The sequence below is a fragment of the Mesorhizobium sp. Root552 genome (genome assembly GCF_001427285.1).
Taxonomy (GTDB): domain Bacteria; phylum Pseudomonadota; class Alphaproteobacteria; order Rhizobiales; family Rhizobiaceae; genus Mesorhizobium.
In genome coordinates, this window is record NZ_LMFV01000026.1 from 1 (window position 1) to 17681 (window position 17681).

Consider the following 17681-nt stretch of genomic DNA (forward strand, 5'->3'; position numbering starts at 1 on the left):
ATCACAATTTCTATCGATGCCATGGGCGGCGACCACGGTGCGAGCGTGGTTATCCCCGCACTCATGACGGTCGCGACGCGGCGCGAGCCGCAGCGGCAGCGGCCGAGATTTCGGCCGCCACCGGCGCCACGGTCGAGGGGATGGACAATCTGGCATGCGCGACGAAGGGCGATATCGTGGCGGTCACGGTGCCCTTCGCCAGCCAGGTCTCGACGTTGCAGAGCATTGCCGGCGCCGTCGCCGGCAAGATCGTGCTCGACACCACCGTGCCGCTGGTGCCGCCGCGTGTCGCCCGCGTGCAGTTGCCGCCCGAGGGCAGCGCGGCAAACCGCGCCGCCGCTATCCTGGGTGGCGATGCCCGCCTCGTCACGGGCTTTCACAGCGTTTCGGCGCAAAAGCTGCGTGCGGGCGAAAAGGTGGCGGGTGACGTCCTCCTGTTTTCGGACGACACCGAGGCACGCGACGCGATCGCCCGGCTCGCCGATCGGATCGGACTGCGCGGCGTACACGGTGGCCCCTTGGCCAACTCGGTCGCCGGCGAGGCGATGACCTCGGTTCTGATCGGCATCAACAAGCGCTACGGCGTAGCGGAAGGAGCCGGCATCGTGGTGACCGGCATCTCTGCGGAGAAGGCGCGGGCATGACCTCCGTCAGCATCATCCCGCTGACCGGCATGCCGGCCATCGGACCCGGCTGCGACCTTGCGGCCGAGATCCGGGCGGCGCTGGACCGGCAGGGCATGGTGCTTCGCGACGGCGACATCCTCGTCGTCGCGCAGAAGATCGTCTCGAAGGCCGAGGGGCGGCTGCGGCGGCTCGCAAACTTCACCCCCTCGGCGCGCGCTCATGAACTGGCCGGGCAGACCGGCAAGGACCCGCGCCATGTCGAAGCGGTGCTGAGCGAGAGCCGCGCCGTGGTGCGCACCGCGCCCAACGTGCTGATCGCCGAGCATCGCCTCGGCCACATCATGGCGAATGCCGGTATAGACCATTCCAACGTCTGCGCCGGGCCGGAGGGGGACGAGACCGTGCTGCTGCTGCCGGAAGACCCCGACGCTTCGGCGAGGGCGCTGCGGGCGGCGCTGTCGCCGTCGCCGGAAAGCCGCATCGGCGTCATCGTCTCCGACAGTTTCGGCAGGCCGTGGCGGCTGGGCACGACGGGCGTGGCGATCGGGGTGGCCGGCCCCGCCGCGCTCGTCGACAAGCGCGGCGAGACGGACCTGTTCGGCCGCGTGCTGCAGATGACGGAGGTGGCCTTCGCCGACAGCGTCGCGGCGGCGGCCGTGCTGGTGATGGGCGAGGCCGCCGAGGGGTGCCCGGCCGCCATCGTCAGGGGGCTGGCCTGGGAAGACAGCGGCCAGGGCGCCGCCGATGTGCTACGCGATGCGAAGATGAACCTGTTCAGGTAGCCGTTCCGATGCCCGAGCCCCATTTTCCGAGCGGACGCGTCCTGGCCCTTTGCGGCGGCATCGGCGGGGCCAAGCTGGCGCTCGGCCTCTACCGCGCGATGCCGCCCGAGGCGCTGACGCTGGTCGTCAACACCGGCGACGACTTCCGGCATTTCGGCCTCGCCGTCAGCCCGGACATCGATACGGTCACCTACGCGCTCGCCGGCCGCGCCAACACCCAGACCGGATGGGGACGCGGCGAGGAAAGCTGGCGCTTCATGGACGCCGTGCGCGAGCTCGGCGGCGAGGACTGGTTCGGCCTCGGCGACACCGATCTCGCCACCAAGGCGGTGCGCACGCAGTGGCTGGCGCAGGGCCGGCGGCTGAGCGAGGCGACCGCGATGATCGCCCGGGCGCTGGGCGTCGGCTGCGCCGTCCAGCCGGCCACCGACGATCCCATCCCCACCATCGTCGAGACCGACGAGGGTGACCTCGCGTTCCAGCACTATTTCGTGCGCCGCCGCTGGCAGCCCGCCGTGCGCGGCCTGCGCTACCAGGGCGCCGCCGACGCCGCGCTCAGTCCCGAGACGGCAAGGGCGCTGGCCGACCCGGAGCTCGCCGCCATCGTCATCTGCCCGTCGAACCCGTGGCTGTCGATCCTTCCGATACTGGCGGTGCCGGGCCTGCGCGAGGCGCTGGCGGCCAGCCCCGCGCCGGTGGTGGCCGTCGCGCCGCTGGTCGGCGCGCAGGCGATCAAGGGGCCGCTTGCCAAGATGATGGTCGAGCTCGGCATGGAGCCCAGCCTCCAGAACATCGCCGACGCCTATGACGGCCTCCTCGACGTGCTGATCGTCGACGAGGCGGACCGGCACGAGGCCGTGTCCGGCCCGAAGATCGTCGCCGCGCCGATCGTCATGCACAGCCTCGACGACCGCATCGCGGTGGCGCGCGCGGCACTCGCCGCGGCCCGGGCGGAGCGGCGCTGATGCGGATCGTTTCGGTGCTCGTCCCGGTCAAGTCGCCCGCCGCGGCCAAGAGCCGCCTGTCGCCGGTGCTTGCCGGCGAGCAGCGGGCGCTGCTGCAGGGCGCGATGCTGGAGGACATGATCGGCGAGCTGCAGCGCGCGCGTCGCGTGTCGGCGATCGCGCTCTACGGCCCCGCCCCGGAAACGGCGGCGCTGGCGCTGCGGCACGGCGCCGCGTTCCTGCCGCAGCCCTCGCACCTGTGCGGGCTGAACGAGGCCGTCGCCGACGGCTGCGCGCGGCTGGCCGCCGGCAATGCCGACCTGATCCTCGTCCTGCCGGGCGACCTGCCGCTCATCCGCGCCGAGGACGTCGACGCCGCGATCGGCGCGGCGGCAGGGACGGGCAAGCGGGTGGTGATCCCGGATCGCTGGCGGCGCGGGACCAACGGGCTGGCGTTCGCCGTGGGACATGAGCCCGGCTTCCGCTTCGGCGCGGACAGCTTCGCCGCCCACATGAGCCAGGACGACACGCAGGCGATGGTCCTGCCGTCGCTCGCCTTCGACATCGACACGCCCGACGATCTGCGGCTGGCCGTCGGGGCGAGGCTCGGCAGGGCAGGGCCCAGGACCCGCGCCGTCCTCGCCCTTCAGCGCCCCGCCGCGCGGCCGGGCCGCCCCTTGCAGGAGATGACAGCATGATCGAGCTTTCCCTCAGCCAATGGACGCGGCGGCTGCTGGAGGGTGGCCGGCTGGACGATGCGGAGCTGCGCATGCTGGCCGATTGCCGCGACCTCCAGGCATTGACCGGCGCGGCCGGCGCGCTACGCGACCATGCCCATGGCGACCGCGTCTCGGTGTCGCGCAAGGTGTTCATCCCGCTGACCCAGCTGTGCCGCGACGTCTGCCACTACTGCACCTTCGCCAAGGCGCCGCGCCATTGCAGGGCCGCCTATCTGCGCCCCGACGAGGTCCTGGACATCGCCCGCCGCGGCGTGGCGGCGGGCTGCGACGAGGCGCTGTTCACGCTCGGCGACAAGCCGGAGCTGCGCTATGCGCTCGCCCGCGAGGAATTGCGCGCGCTGGGCCACGAGACGACGGTCGGCTACCTGCGCCAGATGGCGGAGCGGGTGCTGCGCGAGACCGGATTGCTGCCGCACATCAATGCCGGGGTGATGTCGGAAGACGAGATCCGCTCGCTGCGCGAGGTTTCGGTGTCGCAGGGCATCATGCTGGAAACGGCCTCGGAACGGCTGAGCGCGCGCGGCGGGCCGCATTTCGGGTCGCCCGACAAGCACCCGGCGGTGCGCCTGGAGACGATCGACGCGGCGGGGCGCGCGCGCGTGCCGTTCACCTCGGGCATCCTGATCGGCATCGGCGAGACCCGTGCCGAGCGCATCGACGCGCTGCTGGCGCTGCGTGCGCTGCACGAGCGCCACGGCCACATCCAGGAGATCATCGTCCAGAACTTCCGCGCCAAGCCCGGCACGAAGATGGCGAACGCCGCCGAGCCCGACCTCGACGACCAGCTCTGGACGATCGCGGTCGCGCGGCTCGTTTTCGGCCCGGTGATGGCGATCCAGTCGCCGCCCAATCTGCGCGCCGACGGCCTTGCACCGCTGATCGACGCCGGCATCAACGACTGGGGCGGGGTGTCGCCGGTAACACCCGACCACGTGAACCCCGAAGCGCCGTGGCCCGAGCTCGAACGGCTCGCCGAGGAGACCGCCCGCGCCGGCAAGACGCTGGTGCCGCGGCTCGCCATCTATTCCGCCCTGCTGGAGAAAGCGTCGGACTGGTTGGCGCCGGCGCCCCTTCAGGCCGTCCTGCGGCGGCAGGATACGGGCGGCCTCGCCCATGAAAGCCCGTGGCGCGTCGGCAAGGAGGAAAGCGGCCACGACTTCCCGGTGTCGGCGCCCGCGATCGCTTCCTCTTCTCCGGCCGTCGCGGCGATCGATGCCGCGATCGCAGGTCGGCCGCTCGGCGGGGCTCAGATCGTCGACCTGTTCGAGGCGCGCGGCGCCATGGCCGAAACCGTGGCGCAGGCGGCGGATCATCTGCGGCGCGAGCGCGTCGGCGACACGGTGCGCTATGTGGTGACCCGCAACATCAACTATACCAATGTCTGCACCTACGCATGCACCTTCTGCGCTTTCTCAAAGGGGCGGATGGCTGAGCATCTGCGGGGCCGGCCCTATGATCTCGAGCCGGCCGAGATCGCGCGCCGCGTTCAGGAAGCCTGGGAACGCGGCGGCGTCGAGGTCTGCATGCAGGGCGGCATCCATCCCGATTATACCGGCAACACCTATCTGGAGATCTGCCGCATCGCCAAGCAGGCCGTGCCCGAGATTCATGTCCATGCGTTCTCGCCGCTCGAGGTGCACCACGGTGCGACCAGCCTCGGCCTTTCGGTGCGTGATTTCCTCTTGCGGCTGAAAGAGGCGGGCCTCGGCTCGCTGCCCGGGACTGCGGCTGAAATCCTGCATGACGAGGTGCGTGAGCGGCTTTGCGCCGGCAAGCTGACCACGTCGCAATGGCTGGAGGTCGTCGAGACCGCGCATGGGCTGGGCCTGCGCACGACGGCCACCATCATGTTCGGCCATATCGAACGCTACGAGCATTGGGCGCATCATCTGCTGCTCATCCGTGCCCTGCAGGAGCGCACCGGCGGCTTCACCGAGTTCGTGCCGCTACCCTTCGTCCACATGGAGGCGCCGGTCTACCTGCGCGGCGGCGCGCGGCAGGGGCCGAGCCTGCGCGAGGCGATCGCCATGCATGCCGTGTCGCGTCTGGTGCTCGATCCGGTGATCACCAACATCCAGGTCTCGTGGGTGAAGATGGGGCACGAGGGCGCCGTCGCCGCGCTCAATGCCGGCGCCAACGATCTCGGCGGCGTGCTGATGGACGAGTCGATCAGCCGTGCGGCCGGCACCGTGCACGGCCAGGAGTTTCCGCCGCACCGCATGGAGGAGACCATCCGCGTCGCCGGCCGCATCCCGCAGCAGCGCACCACCTTGTACGGCACGCCAGCGCAGGCGCAGCAGAACCGCGCCCGGCAGGCCGCGCCTCTGGCCGAGAAGGTGCAGTCGCCAGCTTCGAAATACGCCCGTATCGGCGGGCGCAAGGCTTTGGCCGAGTTGCCCCGGGCCGAGCGCCGGCTTGAACCGACCTGACCTTGGATATCGATAGAGGAGCGCGAAAAAATGGGTCTGAAAATCGAGGGACGTTACGAGCTGCCGGCGCCGCGCCAGACGGTCTGGGACACGATGCTGCAACCGGCTGTGCTGCGGGAATGCATTCCCGGATGCAGCGAGCTGGAAACGCAGGACACGACGCATTACCGTGCCGCCATCACCACCAAGATCGGCCCGATCAAGGCGACCTTCAAGGGTCAGGTGGTGCTCTCCGAGATGGATGAGCCGAACTCGGTCGTGCTCGGCGGCGCAGGCGAAGGCGGCATCGCCGGTTTCGCGAAGGGCGACGCGCGCATCACGTTGAGCGACGGTGCGGAACCGGGCACGTCCGTCCTTCAGTATGAAGGCGATGTCGTCATCGGCGGCAAGATCGCGCAACTGGGCTCGCGTCTGGTCGCCGGCGTGGTGCAGAAGCTGTCCGACCAGTTCTTCCAGAACCTCGCGCAACGCTTCCAGTCGGCGGCAAACTGAACATCGAAAACTGGAGGATTCTAGAGCATCGGGCGTTATTTAGCTAGTGTCCATTCCAAAAAGGAGTGAGTGATTTCGGTCCAGGCCATCATGATCTCCGTCGAATCTCGTCAATCCGACAGAATCATAACCAACTGAAATCACTCACTCCTTTTTGGAACGGACACTTATGCAAAGCACCCCGCCGCTTTGAAGTAGTTGAAAGTTGGATTGAATATAGACAGCAATATATAAAATATATTTTAATTTTAAATACATAATACTTTTATTATTTATTTTTAATACTGATAGTACATTGCTGATCTTTACCATTGGCGCGCGCCGCTTCGGCGCATCGGCCAATTGCCTCGGCATTGTCGCGGGCGAGCTGCCAGGCATCGACCACGCCGCGCCAGCCGCCGGGGTCCGCCGTCTGCATCATGGTGACGCCGGCGTTCCATCGGTCCTCACCCATGACGATCGCCGCAACATGACTGTCGGCCGCGAACGGCAGGATGCGCGGCAACAGCAGGACCAGCAGCACACCGGCGAGCAGCCCGATCGCGCCAGCGATCCACATGCGCAAATCCTGTGAGCGCCGGTCATAGGCGCTTTTTGTGTAGATGGCGAGGTTCTGCGCCTCGCGCTCGAGGTCGCGGCCTTTCCCCTCGAGCTCGAGCGCGGCGGTCCTCACCAGGCCCTCGCCGCTACGCTCGAGTGCGCGGGCGTAATGCTCCGGGCCGTTGCGCAGGATGGGCGATTGCTCGACGGCGGCAAGCCGTTCCTCGACAATGGCGAGGAACTGGATGATCTTACCAAGATCGGCCCCGTAATCGGGCGGCTGCTGGAACTTCTCGAACTGATCGAACGCCGCTTCCACGCCGCGCCGGATCACGGTCATTTCCGCCCCGATCTGGCCGCCCTGCTTCTCGATCGTGCGCCGCAACGCCTCGAACGCGGCGGCCGGGTCGCCGGCGTCGTCAAGCGCGGCTTCCGGCTCAAATCCTTCCCTGTCGTCGTCCGTCATGCCACCTCCTACCGTTCAAGCCCGATGCTGCGCCCGCGCGTAAGGCTCTGTTCCAGCTCGCGCGAAACCCCCTCGCTCTGGCGCATGTGCTGGCCGATCCCGATTTCCTGCCGGCGATTGCGCAGGAGGGATTCAACCTGCGGGTCGCGTTCAAGGCTCTTGGCAAGGCCCTGCATCTGGTTTTCGACCTTGCCGCGCGCCGCGTCGTGCTGCCAGCCGCGAAGCTGCTCGCGCTGCCCCTGCAATTCCTGCCAGCGTTCAACGAAGCGGTCGGCCCTCACATTCGGGTCGGCTTGGCAGTCGCGCTCGTTGTCCAGACGCTCAATGACCTGGCCGACGCGCTCCCGGCCGGAAAGCTCGGTCATGCTGCGGCTCATGTCGGGGTCGTAGCGCAGCGCCGAACGCATCAGCTCGCGCGCGCCCGGCCGCGCCTGGTCGAGCTGCTGCCCCGCAAGGCTCAACTCCTGTTTCTGCGCTTCGAGTATCGGCAGGCCCTCGCGCCGGTGATTATGGGCGGATTCATAGGCCCGCGCGTAGCGGTCAACGGCCTGCTCAAGCGGCGACTGCGCCCGCATCCGCTCGGCCAATCTGTCAGGTTCGGGCCGATCCTGCGCAGGCGCCTGCCGCAAGCTCCCCTCCCTTTCCGGCCTCGATACCTCTGCACGGTCCTGGGAAGAGCCAGGACGGGCATTGAGCTGCAACCCGTCGAACATACCGCGCCGGCGCGTCTCGGCCCTCTCCGGGCGGTCCTGCGGCCGTTCCTGGGCCAGCTCGTCGCGGTCCTGCACGGGCGGCCGCTCGGCCGACGCGCCCCGCGACAGTTTCAGGCCCTCGAACCGGCTGCGGCGCTGCTGCCGATCGTCGCCCCGATCGCCGGCGAGATCCTCGCGCGGATCTGCACGAAGATCCTGCGCGAGATCCGCACCCTTGTTTTTCTCAACCGGCGAACGCAATCTGTCTGCGCTCGCAACTTCGCGAGCCTGGTCCCGACCTTCCCCCACCCCTCCGATACCCCTAGAGGCCGGGACCGATCGTCCTGACAACGACAGGCTTTCGCGCTCACGCTCGGCCGGAATCTCGATCTCGCTGCGGACGCCCAAAGTTTCCGCGATCCCGCGCCGCTCGGCAAAGTCGCGGGTGTAATCCAGCGTGGTTTCCTTCACGCCCGAACGCGACAGGCGGCTTTCAAGCTGGCTATAGGCCAGCTCACCGGCGTCCCGCACCTTCCACGCATGGCGCTCGGCCGTGGTGCCGTCTGGAAGGCGAACCGGCTCCGATCCGCGATGCTCAAGGCCGATCTTGTCCCCGATCTCGGGCGCGGCCTCCTTCATGGCGCGCTCAAGGTCCACGCCCCAAATCGTATGTTTCTGGCCGCGATCGTTTTCCAGCGTCACGAAATAGCTATCGCTCTTGCCGGCCTGGTGCTCATAGGGCGCGGCCCCATGCTCGACCAGGCGGCCCGAAGCCAACGTTTGGCCGGCGTGACGGTCGCTGAACTCGTCCTGGGCGGCATAGAGCTGCGCGCGATCGCGATGCCGGGTCATGGCGACATAGGTTAGATGCCGGTCCATCGTCCCCGACGCGAGGACAAAGCTCCGATCGACGGTCGCGCCCTGATTCTTGTGAATCGTCGTCGCATAGCCGTGGTCGATCGCCTGATAGGAGTCCATCGGCACGGAAACGCGATCGCCTCGGCCGTCCAGCGTGGCGATGATGATGGGGCCGGCACCCGGTCGGCCTGGCTCGACGTGATCGACCGTCGCGAGCATCCCGTTTTTCACGCCAAGGTCGCGGCTGTTCTCCAAGAACACGATGCGGTCGCCCGTCGCAAAGTCGCGCTTGCCAGCATTGGTCTGGAAGGTGAGCGCTCGGCCAGGCCCTTCCTGCGCCTGGTCAACGTCGCGGGCGACGTCGCCCGATCCTGGCCCGTCCTCGGCTATGTCGCCGGTCACGTTGACCCGCGCCAGCTCGCCCCGGTCCTGTAGCTCGGCCCGGATCGCGTCATTGATGGCGCGCACATCGGCCCGGCGATGCGCCATCGCAACCCGCGTCCCGTCCGGCCGCTCGTCGCGATCGGCAAGGTAATCGCGCACGATCTCGCCGCGCGCGCCCTCCCCCGTCTCGCTGAATCGAATGTCGCCATGCTCTCGATAAGCCGCCAGCCCCTCGGCCGTCCGGTGCGTGGCGAAGTCAACCGACGCCTCCCGCTGCCAGTCCACGCGTTGCCGGCGAATCTCGGAAAGCTCGGCATGGCCGATCTGCTCGGCAATGGCGCGGAACGGTGCGCCGGCCCCGATCGCCTGCAACTGCTCATGGTCGCCTACAAGGACGATCTTCGCCCCGCGCGCCTCGGCCTCGCCAACGAAGCGGGCGAGCTGCCGGCTCCCGACCATGCCCGCCTCGTCGATCACGAACACGTCGCCGCGGCCGAGTGCATAGCGGTCCCCACTATGTGGGTTGTCCCAACTGCGGGACCATGACGCGAGGGTGCGGCTCTGGATGCCGGAACTTTCCTCCAGGCCCTCGGCCGCCTTCCCCGACAACGCCGCGCCGTGGACCTGATAGCCCTCGGCTTCCCACGCCTCGCGCGCGGCGGCGAGCATGGTGGATTTGCCAGCGCCGGCGAAACCGACAACGGCCGCAATGCGCTCTCGGCCGGTGACATGCTCGATCGCTGCCCGCTGCTCGTCCGAAAGCCGGGCGGAAGCATCGCTCGCAGGGGACGTTCCCCCGGCGCTGCGCTGAATAGCGGCGTCCTGACGCTCTATGGCCCGCTCGACGTGCCGGCGATCGACGCCATGATTGCGCGCCTGGTGCATCCGCTGCGCGCTCTCGACCATGCCGGATTCGACCTCGACCATTTCCCGCGTCGAAAACCGGGCAAGCTCGATCTCCCCCGTTGCCGGGTCCGCCCGCTCGGGCTGAAGCTCGACCAGCGCCGGCGAGGCCATCACCTTCGCAAAGGCGTCCCGGAACTCCTGAACATCGTCGTTGATATAGCGATGCAGCGCCCGCGCAACATCGTGCCGATCGAACACGCTCTTTTCCCCGGTGATGAGGGTAAGAACCTGCTCGGGCTTCTCGCGGATCAGCTCGGCATTGCGCCGGGCCGCATCCTCGTCCAGCCGCGCCCGGTCAACCTCCATGCCCTTGCGCTGCATCTGCGTGGCATGGACGCCCATATGCTCGGTCGGCGCGATCTCAAGGCCGCGCTCCATATGCGAGCGATGGTCGATCCGAATATCCAGCCCGGCCCGCGCCAGGTGCTCGTTGGCGATCGTCTCCCACGACTGGCGAATGTCGCGGAGCTGCATTTGCGTGGTCGGCAACCCCTCGCCTAGCAGCCGCACGTTCTTCCATTCGATATAGGTCTTGTCGCCAAGTCCCTCGGCCTCGACCTTGCGCGTCGTCATCAAAAGGTGCGCGTGATGGTTCCGAACGTCGCTCGCATCGTGCGGCTGGTGAATGGCGAAATCGACCGCCGCGCCGTAGCGGTCGGCCAGCTCCTGCGCGAAATCCCGCGTCAGCTCTAGCCGCTGCTCGGCCGAAAGCTCATGCGGCAAGGCAACCTCGAACTCCCGCGCAACGCGGGCGTCCTTCCGCTTCTCGGCAAACTCGGCGGCGTTCCAGAGCGTCGAGCGATCCCGCGCCCAATCGGCCGAAACGCCCTCGGGCAAGACGATCTCCGCATGTTCGACGCCCTGCTTGCGGCTGAAATCATGCGTGATGCCGTCGCGCTCGTTGGTCAGCCGCTCGCCGGCGCGATAGGCCGCCGACGCCACGGCGCTGCGGCCACTCGACCGCGAAACAGGCTTCATGCTTGCATGATAGATGGCCAACGCGCGTTTCCGCCTTTCCGATTCATGATCGGCGCAACTGACTTTCAAAGTAAGTCGTAAGTGCGCCCTTCGTAATTCACTCGCTGCGCTCTCTCATGCCTCCGGTGTGGCGCTGCGGCAACCTCTGTGCGATCTGATTGAGACCACGATTATGGCTCCAAAATCCCAAGATTTCAATGTTCGGCCTGATCGTGATGCCCTGCCCGGCCGGAAAATGATAAGCTCGGCCGCAACCGAAATGAGGGAGACGACACGATGGCGCGCAAGACGATTGAACAGCGGTTGGCCGAACTGGATGCGCAGCGCGCCACCCTCAAGGCCAGGCTGTCGAAACAGGAACGCGCCAGGGACACGCGCCGCAAGGTGCTGCTCGGCGCTCTGGTGCTTCACCGCCTCGAACATGGCCGCGATGAAATCTCGCGCTCCTTGCCCGACTGGCTGCGCCGCGAGCTGCCCGGCTTCCTCACCCGCGAAATGGACAAGGAACTCTTTGCCGATCTCATTAAGCCGCCGGCCGATGGGGGGACGGCCTCATGAGTCAGGCGACGCTTGCATGGGCCGCGTTCAAGAACATGATGCGGCAGGCCGCGCGCGATCCGTTTTGGGCGCTCGTGCAAATCATCTTCGCCCCGATCCGGGGCGGCATCTACGTCATGCAGATTATCCTCGGGGTGGGCATCATCGTCCTGATCCTGGGATTCTGCTTGCGATACCTGCTCGGCTATGCCGGCTATCCGCCCGGCACGGTCGTTTCCCTCCTGGGCGACATTCTGGTCGGCGTGATCGCCCTGGTCCTCCTGTTCCGGGCGTTCACCAATCCCATGATCCTGCATTTCGGGGACATGGGCGCTGACACCCACGGCTCGGCCCGCTTCGCAACCGACAAGGAAGTGGCCCCCCTCGCCCGCACCGCTGACGGCCTCCTGATCGGCCGCGACGGCAAGACCGGGAAGCCCCTGCGCTATGACGGCCCGGCGCACCTGCTCACGATGGCCCCGACGCGCACCGGTAAGGGCGTGGGAACCATCATCCCGAACCTGCTCACCGCAAACCGCTCCGTGATCTGCATCGACCCCAAGGGCGAGAACGCCAGGATCGCCGGCCGCGCCCGCGAGAAGTTCGGCCCGGTCCACGTCCTCGACCCCTTCGGCATCACCGGCAAACCCTCGGCCGCCTTCAACCCGCTCGACACCATCGACCCTGACGGCCTCGATGTGGCCGAGGACGCCACCACCCTCGCCGACGCCCTGGTCTATGACGATCCAGGCACGACCGCCGAACCCCATTGGAACGACGAAGCCAAGGCGCTGATCGCCGGCGTCATCCTCCATATCGTCACCACCGAACCGCGCGACCGGCGCACCCTCGCCACGCTGCGCGACAACATCACGCTCGCCCCCGACGCCTTCGCGGCGCTGCTCAAGGCCATGCAGGCGTCCACGGCCGCCGGCGGCCTGGTCGCCCGCGCCGCCAATCGTCACCTCGGCAAATCCGACCGGGAAGCCGCCGGCGTCCTCTCGGCCGCGCAGCGCCATACCCATTTCCTCGACTCGCCGCGCATGACCGCCGTGCTCGGCCGCTCGGATTTCCGCTTTGCCGATCTCAAGAGCCGCAACGCGACCGTGTTCTTCGTCCTGCCGCTCGATCGCTTCGGAACCTATTTCCGATGGCTGCGCCTGCTCGTCACCGAAAGCCTCACCGCAATGAGCCGAACGCCCGAGCTGCCCCCTGCCCCGGTCCTCTATCTGCTCGATGAGTGCGCCGCCCTCGGCCGCCTCGAACCCGTCGAGCGCTATGGGCGCTATGGCCGGCTACGGCGTCCAGCTCTGGCCGATCTTCCAGGACCTCCACCAGCTCCGCGATACATACCGCGCGCGCGCCGGCACCTTCCTGTCAAACTCGGCCGTTCTCCAGGTCTTTGCCGTCAACGATCACGAAAGCGCCCGCCTCGTCTCCGATATGCTCGGCCAGGAAACCGCCGTGTTCAAGACGATGGGCCAGGCGCTCGATTCCGACAAATCCGGCATATCCTACGGCGAACACCATTCCGGCCGGCCGCTGCTGACCCCCGATGAAGTCCGCACCCTGCCCCAACACGCCCAAATCCTGTTCCTCGCCGGGCAAAGGCCGATCCTCGCCGGCAAGCTCCAATACTACACCGATCGCGAGTTTCGGGGCCTGTTCGACCAGATAGAGCGATAACCGGGACCATAGTGCTCGGCGGTGTCAAAAGGTGGGTTCTCGCCATGCTCGCGGGCCTTGCCCGCTGCGCGTGGCTCCGATCCCGGCCCAAGGGGGCCGCTTTTGACGCCGCCTGCGCCCCTATGGAATCCTGAACCTGTCGGGACGAAGGGCGTCCCGCCCTTCGCTCCGCTCCGGGGTTCTCCACGCCTGCGGCGCGTCGAACAAAGGGCTGCACCAGGCGAGGCGCCAGCCACCGGCCGGCCCGCTCTCATCATCTAGGGCCGTAGGGACGGCCGGGGGCGGGATGCAAGGCAAGACATTGCCCGGATTTCAGCAAGCCGCTTTGCCAGCAAGGCAGCAATTAGGCAAAATTAGTTGCTGGCTAGGGATATTTCTGTGCACCGTGAAGAAGGCGCAAAATCTCGATCCGCTTTGCCTTCGACCGCACACGGTAAACGAGAATGAACGGCGTTCGGTTGATGACCAGCTCGCGAGTGCCGCGCCGGCGACCGACGCGGCCGATTTCAGGGTGATCCGCCAGCATGTCGCTCTGCTGCTCGATCTCCCCGAGCTGGTCCAGGGCCGCGCGGGGACTATCCTTCGCAATATAGTCAATGGCGTGGGTGCGATTAGCCCGCGCTCTCGGTAGCCAGACGATATTCACTCATTACCGCCCTTGATGCGCGCCAACAGCTCAGCCCGTTGCCGGGCCATGTCCTGTTTGACGATCTCATGCGGCACCCATTCGGTGTTCGGGTCGTCAGCCTCTTTGATGGCTTCCTCGACCTGTTCCCGAAACCATCGGTCATGTGCGGCCGCTTCATGGGTGCGGCGCATCGCTTCCGCGCGATCGGGCCGCGCATGTGCCTTTCCGCCATCTGACTCGTAGTCGGCCGCGTCCACGTCGAAACGCTCGATTCCAACGTCCTTGAGATAGGAAACCAAGGTTTCTATGCGCCGGAATACCCGCGCTTGGCGGCTACGCTGCGCCGCAAGCGTCCGCTCGGCCGCGCCATACTTCACCCGAAGCGACCAACCGCCGGGCTGGCCGACGACATGCGCACCCCGCACCGCGCCAGCCTCGACCAGCTCGGCAAGAGTGCCGTGGTCGATTGTCTCCGTTGCCATTGCGCAACTCCATTCTGCCTACGATTTATTATTGATAGCATATGCAAACAATAATAGATTGCAAGGCCCTACAGTGCTGCTGTCATAATGGATTGCCGGCAATCAGGCATTATGTTTTGCCAGCAAATCGGCAAGTGCCTCGCGCATAAGGTCTTCAATGGAGCGGTCGGTGTCGGCTGACAGCCGCTTAACCCGGCGATGTTCCTCCGGCTCGACCACGACCGTCACCCGCTTCATTCCGGCCCGCGTGGCGGCATGGTAACGCTTGCCCTCGGCACGATCCGGGGCCGGCGCGGGGGCGGATTCCATGATCGGCGCGGCAGGCGGCGGGGTCTGCGCGCCCACGGCCTTCATGCTCGCGGCTAAACTCGGTCTTTTCGACATGGTTTTATCCCATCAAACTGCCAGTTTGCCAGCAATATCATTATGCCTAATTGCTGGCAATACAGCTTGCCATCAAATCAGCAATTGGCCTCTAAGCCAGGTCAGCAATTCGGACACTTCCTCGCTGGCTTTGCCGGCTGGCTCATACTCTGGCGCGGTTTTGCCGGCCGTGAGCGCATGTCCGAAAGCCGCCCGCTGCTGAAAGGCGACGGGGGCAACCTCCAAGCCGTGAACCTGAACGGCCTCCCGCGCGTCGGCCAGGAGCTGCGTGGCGCGCGGCGGCACGGCGTTCAATACGACAAAGGCCGGCTTTTGGGCGAGCTTCACCAGCTCGGCCGTGCTGCCGATCGCGCGAAGATCGAGGATTCCGGCGCGGCAGGGGATCAATACCAGGTCGGCCGATCGTGTCGCCGCCATTGCGGCCGCTTCGGAGTGCGGCGCTGTGTCGATCACGACCAGTTCGGCCCCGCCATCGGTTGCGGCCTGCAAACCTTGCGGCAGGCGGGTATGGGGAAGGGCCACGACAACCGGAGCCTCGCCCTGGCGGCTGTCGCCCCATCCGGCGGCGCTTGCCTGGGGGTCGAGGTCGATAATCGCGGCGGGAAGCCCGGCCGCCTCGGCGGCTGTGGCGATGTGCAAGGCGAGGGTGGTTTTCCCGGCCCCGCCCTTTTGGCTGACAATGGCGATTGTTTTCATTTTGCTGGCATAGCAGCAATGAGAATTGACGGCAAGAAATTTTGCATAAATGCCTTATTGCCAGCAATACAGCAAAGAAGAAGTGCCGCCCTTGCCCCTTGCTCCCTCTCGAAAGCCCATAGGACGCTGGCCGCAAGCGCGAACGGTGCGGATTAGGGGGTGAGGTTTCCGCTTCCCGATCCGCCCTATAAGCGGATCGGAACCGCCGCAGGGCTGCTTTCGCAGCCCGAACAGCGGCGACCGCTTATGTTCCGCCTTTTAGATATAGATGAGATGGGGATTCAGTCTGGTTATCGGACTCACGTTTCTGGATAGCTTTCCCAAGGGCCGCCAGCGCCCGGCCTAGCGCGGTATCGCCGGCCTCGGACAGCGCCAGCTCATCGAGGGGCAGGGCCTTCTTGTAGGCGTCCAGCTCGGCCGTGCGGGCCTCCTGGGCGGCAACATGGTCGTCGGGCGGGGGCGGGGCCTTGCCGAACCGTCCAAGGAATCGCCGGGCCTTTTCCGGCAGCGACAGGCGATAGGCGTTGCTGGCCTGCTGCACTTGGGGACCGCGCCCCTCATTGCCGGTCGGCTCGTAGCGCCGCAGCCAGTCGATGAAGCCATGCGCCCGCAGGTTCTTCAGCGCCCGCACGATCGTATCGCGCGACCGGCCTAGCCGATCCATGATCGTGGTGATTGACGGCTCTAGCCGGCCGGTGCGGAAGTCGATGAGATTGACGAACAGCCGCAGCACGTCCAGCGCCACCGATCCTAGCGGGCCGCTGCGCTCACCCTTCTGGCGCAAGCCGTCCTCGTTGTAGATTTCGGCCGCCTTCAAGATCGCCTGCACGTCCCTGCGCGTCGTCGGCCGCCAGATACGGCCCTCCGATCGGCCCCGGAAATGGCTGTGCCGGCGAACCGGCGTCGGGCATCGCTCGGGGGGAGGGGGCATGACCAGGCCAAGCCCGGCCTGTCCCGATCCCCGCCATGCCGCCCGGCGCTCCTGGGCGAGCGTGGAGAGCTGGCCGGCGTCTTCCTCGGTGAGCTGGCCGGCGCTGTAGCGCGTCCAGACTTCCCGCATGATTTCATCAAGCGCGTTCCCGCGCGCGCAGCCGATCGCGGCCGCGATTTGCGTCCTCAACATATGCCTTCCGTCCTTCCATTCGGAGGACATGACGACTGTGGACGGCAGGCACGACGCTCCCGCTTCCGCAAGAATCAATCTTGCGGATTGGAGTGCTCTAGCGTAGATAAGGGGAGAGTTAGCGGACCCCTGACCTACAGTGTGTCTGACGGCCTATAAAACGCTCGACCGCGCCAACGGTCGGGCGTTTTGCCGTTATGTCCCTTGCTGCTGCTCGATATAGAACCTCAATGCTTCCTCGATGATCGGCGCGCGCGATGACGCGCCCCGTTCTTCCTTGATCCGGTCAAGTCGCGCGACCAGATCAACAGGAAGATCGGTGTTTACGAAGGTGCGGCCAGCCTCGCGCAACCGTTGTCGGTGCGCGGCCACGTCCCTCCGAATCCTGTCAGAATCGCTTTTCATCGTTACTAGAAAGACCCGAAACCGCCCGATTCTGCAACCCTTTGCGTAAGAGGCCGAGAGAGGCACTATTTCTAGGGCAGTCAACATGCTTACCTGTCAGCATGTAATCATCCGCCCCGGCCGTCCCTACGGCCCTAGATGATGAGAGCGGGCCGGCCGGGGGCTATGGTCGCCCTGGTGCGACTCCTAGCGCCCTGTAGAGGGTGGCGCGATGCACACCCAAGAGCCGGGCGACTTCCGCCACCGGCTTCTTGTCCTGGTCGATGAGCTGGCGGGCGTGGGCGATCTGCTCGGCCGACAGGATAGGGGAGGGGCCGAACCGAACGCCCCGCGCCTTAGCCGCGATCCGGCCGGTGCTGGTGCGCTCCACGATCAAGGACCGCTCGAAATCCGCGATGCCGGCGAACACGGTCAGCACCATGCGCCCGGCCGGCGTCGTCGTGTCGGCCCACGGCTCGGCCAGGGAGCGCAGGCCAGCGCCGGCGTCCTTGATCCGCTCCGCGATGTTGAGAAGGTCGCCGGTCGATCGGGCGAGGCGGTCTAGCCTGGTGATCGTCACCACGTCGCCGGCGCGCAGATGGTCGAGCATCCGCGCCAGCTCGGGCCGGTCGCGTTTCGCCCCGGATGCCTTTTCCTCGAACATGCGGATGCAGCCGGCCGCGCCCAGGGCGGCCCGCTGCTGGTCGAGGTCCTGGCCCTGGGTGGACACACGAGCATAGCCGATCATCATGGGCGGCGGGTTCCTGTCGCAAATCATGTCGCAAGTTTTCTACCACTTGCGACAATGACATGCGACATGAAAAGGGGGCTCCGTGGGCATTTCTACATTAATACACGCTAAGGGAATTTGAAGTTGTTTGGATTGAAGCGGTTAGCCCGGATTGGCCTGAAGCGTTCGAGGGG

16 protein-coding genes and 1 pseudogene are annotated in these 17681 nt (G+C 66.6%); 8 read left to right on the top strand and 9 right to left on the bottom strand.

Annotation, left to right across the window (positions count from 1 at the left end):
• Window positions 1–140 precede the first annotated feature (140 nt).
• The 6 genes from ASD50_RS12940 to ASD50_RS12965 are packed head-to-tail and all read left to right on the top strand — an operon-like array spanning window position 141 to window position 6013.
• Window positions 141–644 (top strand): NADPH-dependent F420 reductase, encoded by a 504-nt coding sequence (locus tag ASD50_RS12940; protein WP_056241817.1) that lies wholly within the window; start codon window positions 141–143, stop codon window positions 642–644.
• A complete protein-coding gene (gene cofE / locus ASD50_RS12945; protein WP_056241820.1) occupies window positions 641–1408 on the top strand; it encodes a coenzyme F420-0:L-glutamate ligase in 768 nt (255 codons plus the stop codon). The genes ASD50_RS12940 and cofE overlap by 4 nt, the downstream gene beginning before the upstream one ends.
• A gap of 8 nt (window positions 1409–1416) precedes the next feature.
• Window positions 1417–2373 (top strand): 2-phospho-L-lactate transferase, encoded by a 957-nt coding sequence (gene cofD / locus ASD50_RS12950; RefSeq protein WP_056241821.1) that lies wholly within the window; start codon window positions 1417–1419, stop codon window positions 2371–2373.
• Window positions 2373–3050 carry a 2-phospho-L-lactate guanylyltransferase gene (gene cofC, locus ASD50_RS12955; RefSeq protein WP_056241824.1) on the top strand — a complete coding sequence of 226 codons (678 nt, stop codon included), beginning with the start codon at window positions 2373–2375 and terminating at the stop codon, window positions 3048–3050. Before cofD ends, cofC begins: the two co-directional genes overlap by 1 nt.
• Window positions 3047–5521: a 5-amino-6-(D-ribitylamino)uracil--L-tyrosine 4-hydroxyphenyl transferase CofH gene (cofH, locus tag ASD50_RS12960; RefSeq protein ID WP_056241827.1), complete on the top strand. Its 2475-nt coding sequence runs from the start codon at window positions 3047–3049 to the stop codon at window positions 5519–5521. Before cofC ends, cofH begins: the two co-directional genes overlap by 4 nt.
• Before the next feature lie 30 nt (window positions 5522–5551).
• Complete coding sequence (locus tag ASD50_RS12965) at window positions 5552–6013, top strand: CoxG family protein (RefSeq protein WP_056241831.1); 462 nt, start codon at window positions 5552–5554, stop codon at window positions 6011–6013.
• Between the two features lie 268 nt (window positions 6014–6281).
• Here ASD50_RS12965 and ASD50_RS12970 read toward each other — a convergent pair whose 3' ends face one another.
• Window positions 6282–7019: a DUF6118 family protein gene (locus tag ASD50_RS12970; protein ID WP_056241833.1), complete on the bottom strand. Its 738-nt coding sequence runs from the start codon at window positions 7017–7019 to the stop codon at window positions 6282–6284.
• Between the two features lie 8 nt (window positions 7020–7027).
• On the bottom strand, window positions 7028–10858 hold the full coding sequence (gene traA / locus ASD50_RS12975; RefSeq protein ID WP_056241845.1) for a Ti-type conjugative transfer relaxase TraA: 3831 nt from the start codon (window positions 10856–10858) through the stop codon (window positions 7028–7030).
• Window positions 10859–11113: 255 nt separating this feature from the next.
• On the opposite strand from traA, the gene ASD50_RS12980 reads away from it, so the two are divergent.
• On the top strand, window positions 11114–11395 hold the full coding sequence (locus tag ASD50_RS12980) for a hypothetical protein (RefSeq protein WP_056241848.1): 282 nt from the start codon (window positions 11114–11116) through the stop codon (window positions 11393–11395).
• Window positions 11392–13060, top strand: a pseudogene (locus tag ASD50_RS12985) (type IV secretory system conjugative DNA transfer family protein). The gene ASD50_RS12980 and the pseudogene ASD50_RS12985 overlap by 4 nt, the downstream one beginning before the upstream one ends.
• Before the next feature lie 364 nt (window positions 13061–13424).
• Here ASD50_RS12985 and ASD50_RS12990 read toward each other — a convergent pair.
• From ASD50_RS12990 to ASD50_RS13020, 7 genes are all read right to left on the bottom strand, one after another.
• Window positions 13425–13706, bottom strand: a complete 282-nt coding sequence (locus tag ASD50_RS12990; RefSeq protein ID WP_056241851.1) for a type II toxin-antitoxin system mRNA interferase toxin, RelE/StbE family — start codon at window positions 13704–13706, stop codon at window positions 13425–13427.
• Window positions 13703–14170, bottom strand: a complete 468-nt coding sequence (locus tag ASD50_RS12995; protein ID WP_056241854.1) for a hypothetical protein — start codon at window positions 14168–14170, stop codon at window positions 13703–13705. Before ASD50_RS12995 ends, ASD50_RS12990 begins: the two co-directional genes overlap by 4 nt.
• Before the next feature lie 102 nt (window positions 14171–14272).
• Window positions 14273–14554 (bottom strand): ribbon-helix-helix domain-containing protein, encoded by a 282-nt coding sequence (locus tag ASD50_RS13000; RefSeq protein WP_244484512.1) that lies wholly within the window; start codon window positions 14552–14554, stop codon window positions 14273–14275.
• Between the two features lie 72 nt (window positions 14555–14626).
• Window positions 14627–15250: an AAA family ATPase gene (locus tag ASD50_RS13005; protein ID WP_056241864.1), complete on the bottom strand. Its 624-nt coding sequence runs from the start codon at window positions 15248–15250 to the stop codon at window positions 14627–14629.
• A gap of 244 nt (window positions 15251–15494) precedes the next feature.
• Complete coding sequence (locus ASD50_RS13010; RefSeq protein ID WP_056241880.1) at window positions 15495–16373, bottom strand: helix-turn-helix domain-containing protein; 879 nt, start codon at window positions 16371–16373, stop codon at window positions 15495–15497.
• Window positions 16374–16568: 195 nt separating this feature from the next.
• Window positions 16569–16745, bottom strand: coding sequence for a ribbon-helix-helix protein, CopG family (locus ASD50_RS13015; protein ID WP_244484513.1), 177 nt, complete (start codon window positions 16743–16745; stop codon window positions 16569–16571).
• A 196-nt stretch (window positions 16746–16941) separates the two neighbouring features.
• Window positions 16942–17508: a recombinase family protein gene (locus ASD50_RS13020; RefSeq protein ID WP_056241871.1), complete on the bottom strand. Its 567-nt coding sequence runs from the start codon at window positions 17506–17508 to the stop codon at window positions 16942–16944.
• Window positions 17509–17681: the final 173 nt, after the last annotated feature.

What these genes read in the sequence shown, in the direction of transcription:
- ASD50_RS12970 (WP_056241833.1), bottom strand. Translation starts at nt 7,019, where the DNA reads ATGACGGACGACGACAGGGAAGGATTTGAGCCGGAAGCCGCGCTTGAC.
- ASD50_RS12965 (WP_056241831.1), top strand. Translation starts at nt 5,552, where the DNA reads ATGGGTCTGAAAATCGAGGGACGTTACGAGCTGCCGGCGCCGCGCCAG.
- ASD50_RS12940 (WP_056241817.1), top strand. Translation starts at nt 141, where the DNA reads ATGGACAATCTGGCATGCGCGACGAAGGGCGATATCGTGGCGGTCACG.
- ASD50_RS13020 (WP_056241871.1), bottom strand. Translation starts at nt 17,508, where the DNA reads ATGATGATCGGCTATGCTCGTGTGTCCACCCAGGGCCAGGACCTCGAC.
- ASD50_RS13000 (WP_244484512.1), bottom strand. Translation starts at nt 14,554, where the DNA reads ATGTCGAAAAGACCGAGTTTAGCCGCGAGCATGAAGGCCGTGGGCGCG.
- cofH (WP_056241827.1), top strand. Translation starts at nt 3,047, where the DNA reads ATGATCGAGCTTTCCCTCAGCCAATGGACGCGGCGGCTGCTGGAGGGT.
- ASD50_RS13005 (WP_056241864.1), bottom strand. Translation starts at nt 15,250, where the DNA reads ATGAAAACAATCGCCATTGTCAGCCAAAAGGGCGGGGCCGGGAAAACC.
- ASD50_RS12995 (WP_056241854.1), bottom strand. Translation starts at nt 14,170, where the DNA reads ATGGCAACGGAGACAATCGACCACGGCACTCTTGCCGAGCTGGTCGAG.
- ASD50_RS12980 (WP_056241848.1), top strand. Translation starts at nt 11,114, where the DNA reads ATGGCGCGCAAGACGATTGAACAGCGGTTGGCCGAACTGGATGCGCAG.
- cofC (WP_056241824.1), top strand. Translation starts at nt 2,373, where the DNA reads ATGCGGATCGTTTCGGTGCTCGTCCCGGTCAAGTCGCCCGCCGCGGCC.
- cofD (WP_056241821.1), top strand. Translation starts at nt 1,417, where the DNA reads ATGCCCGAGCCCCATTTTCCGAGCGGACGCGTCCTGGCCCTTTGCGGC.
- cofE (WP_056241820.1), top strand. Translation starts at nt 641, where the DNA reads ATGACCTCCGTCAGCATCATCCCGCTGACCGGCATGCCGGCCATCGGA.
- ASD50_RS13010 (WP_056241880.1), bottom strand. Translation starts at nt 16,373, where the DNA reads ATGTTGAGGACGCAAATCGCGGCCGCGATCGGCTGCGCGCGCGGGAAC.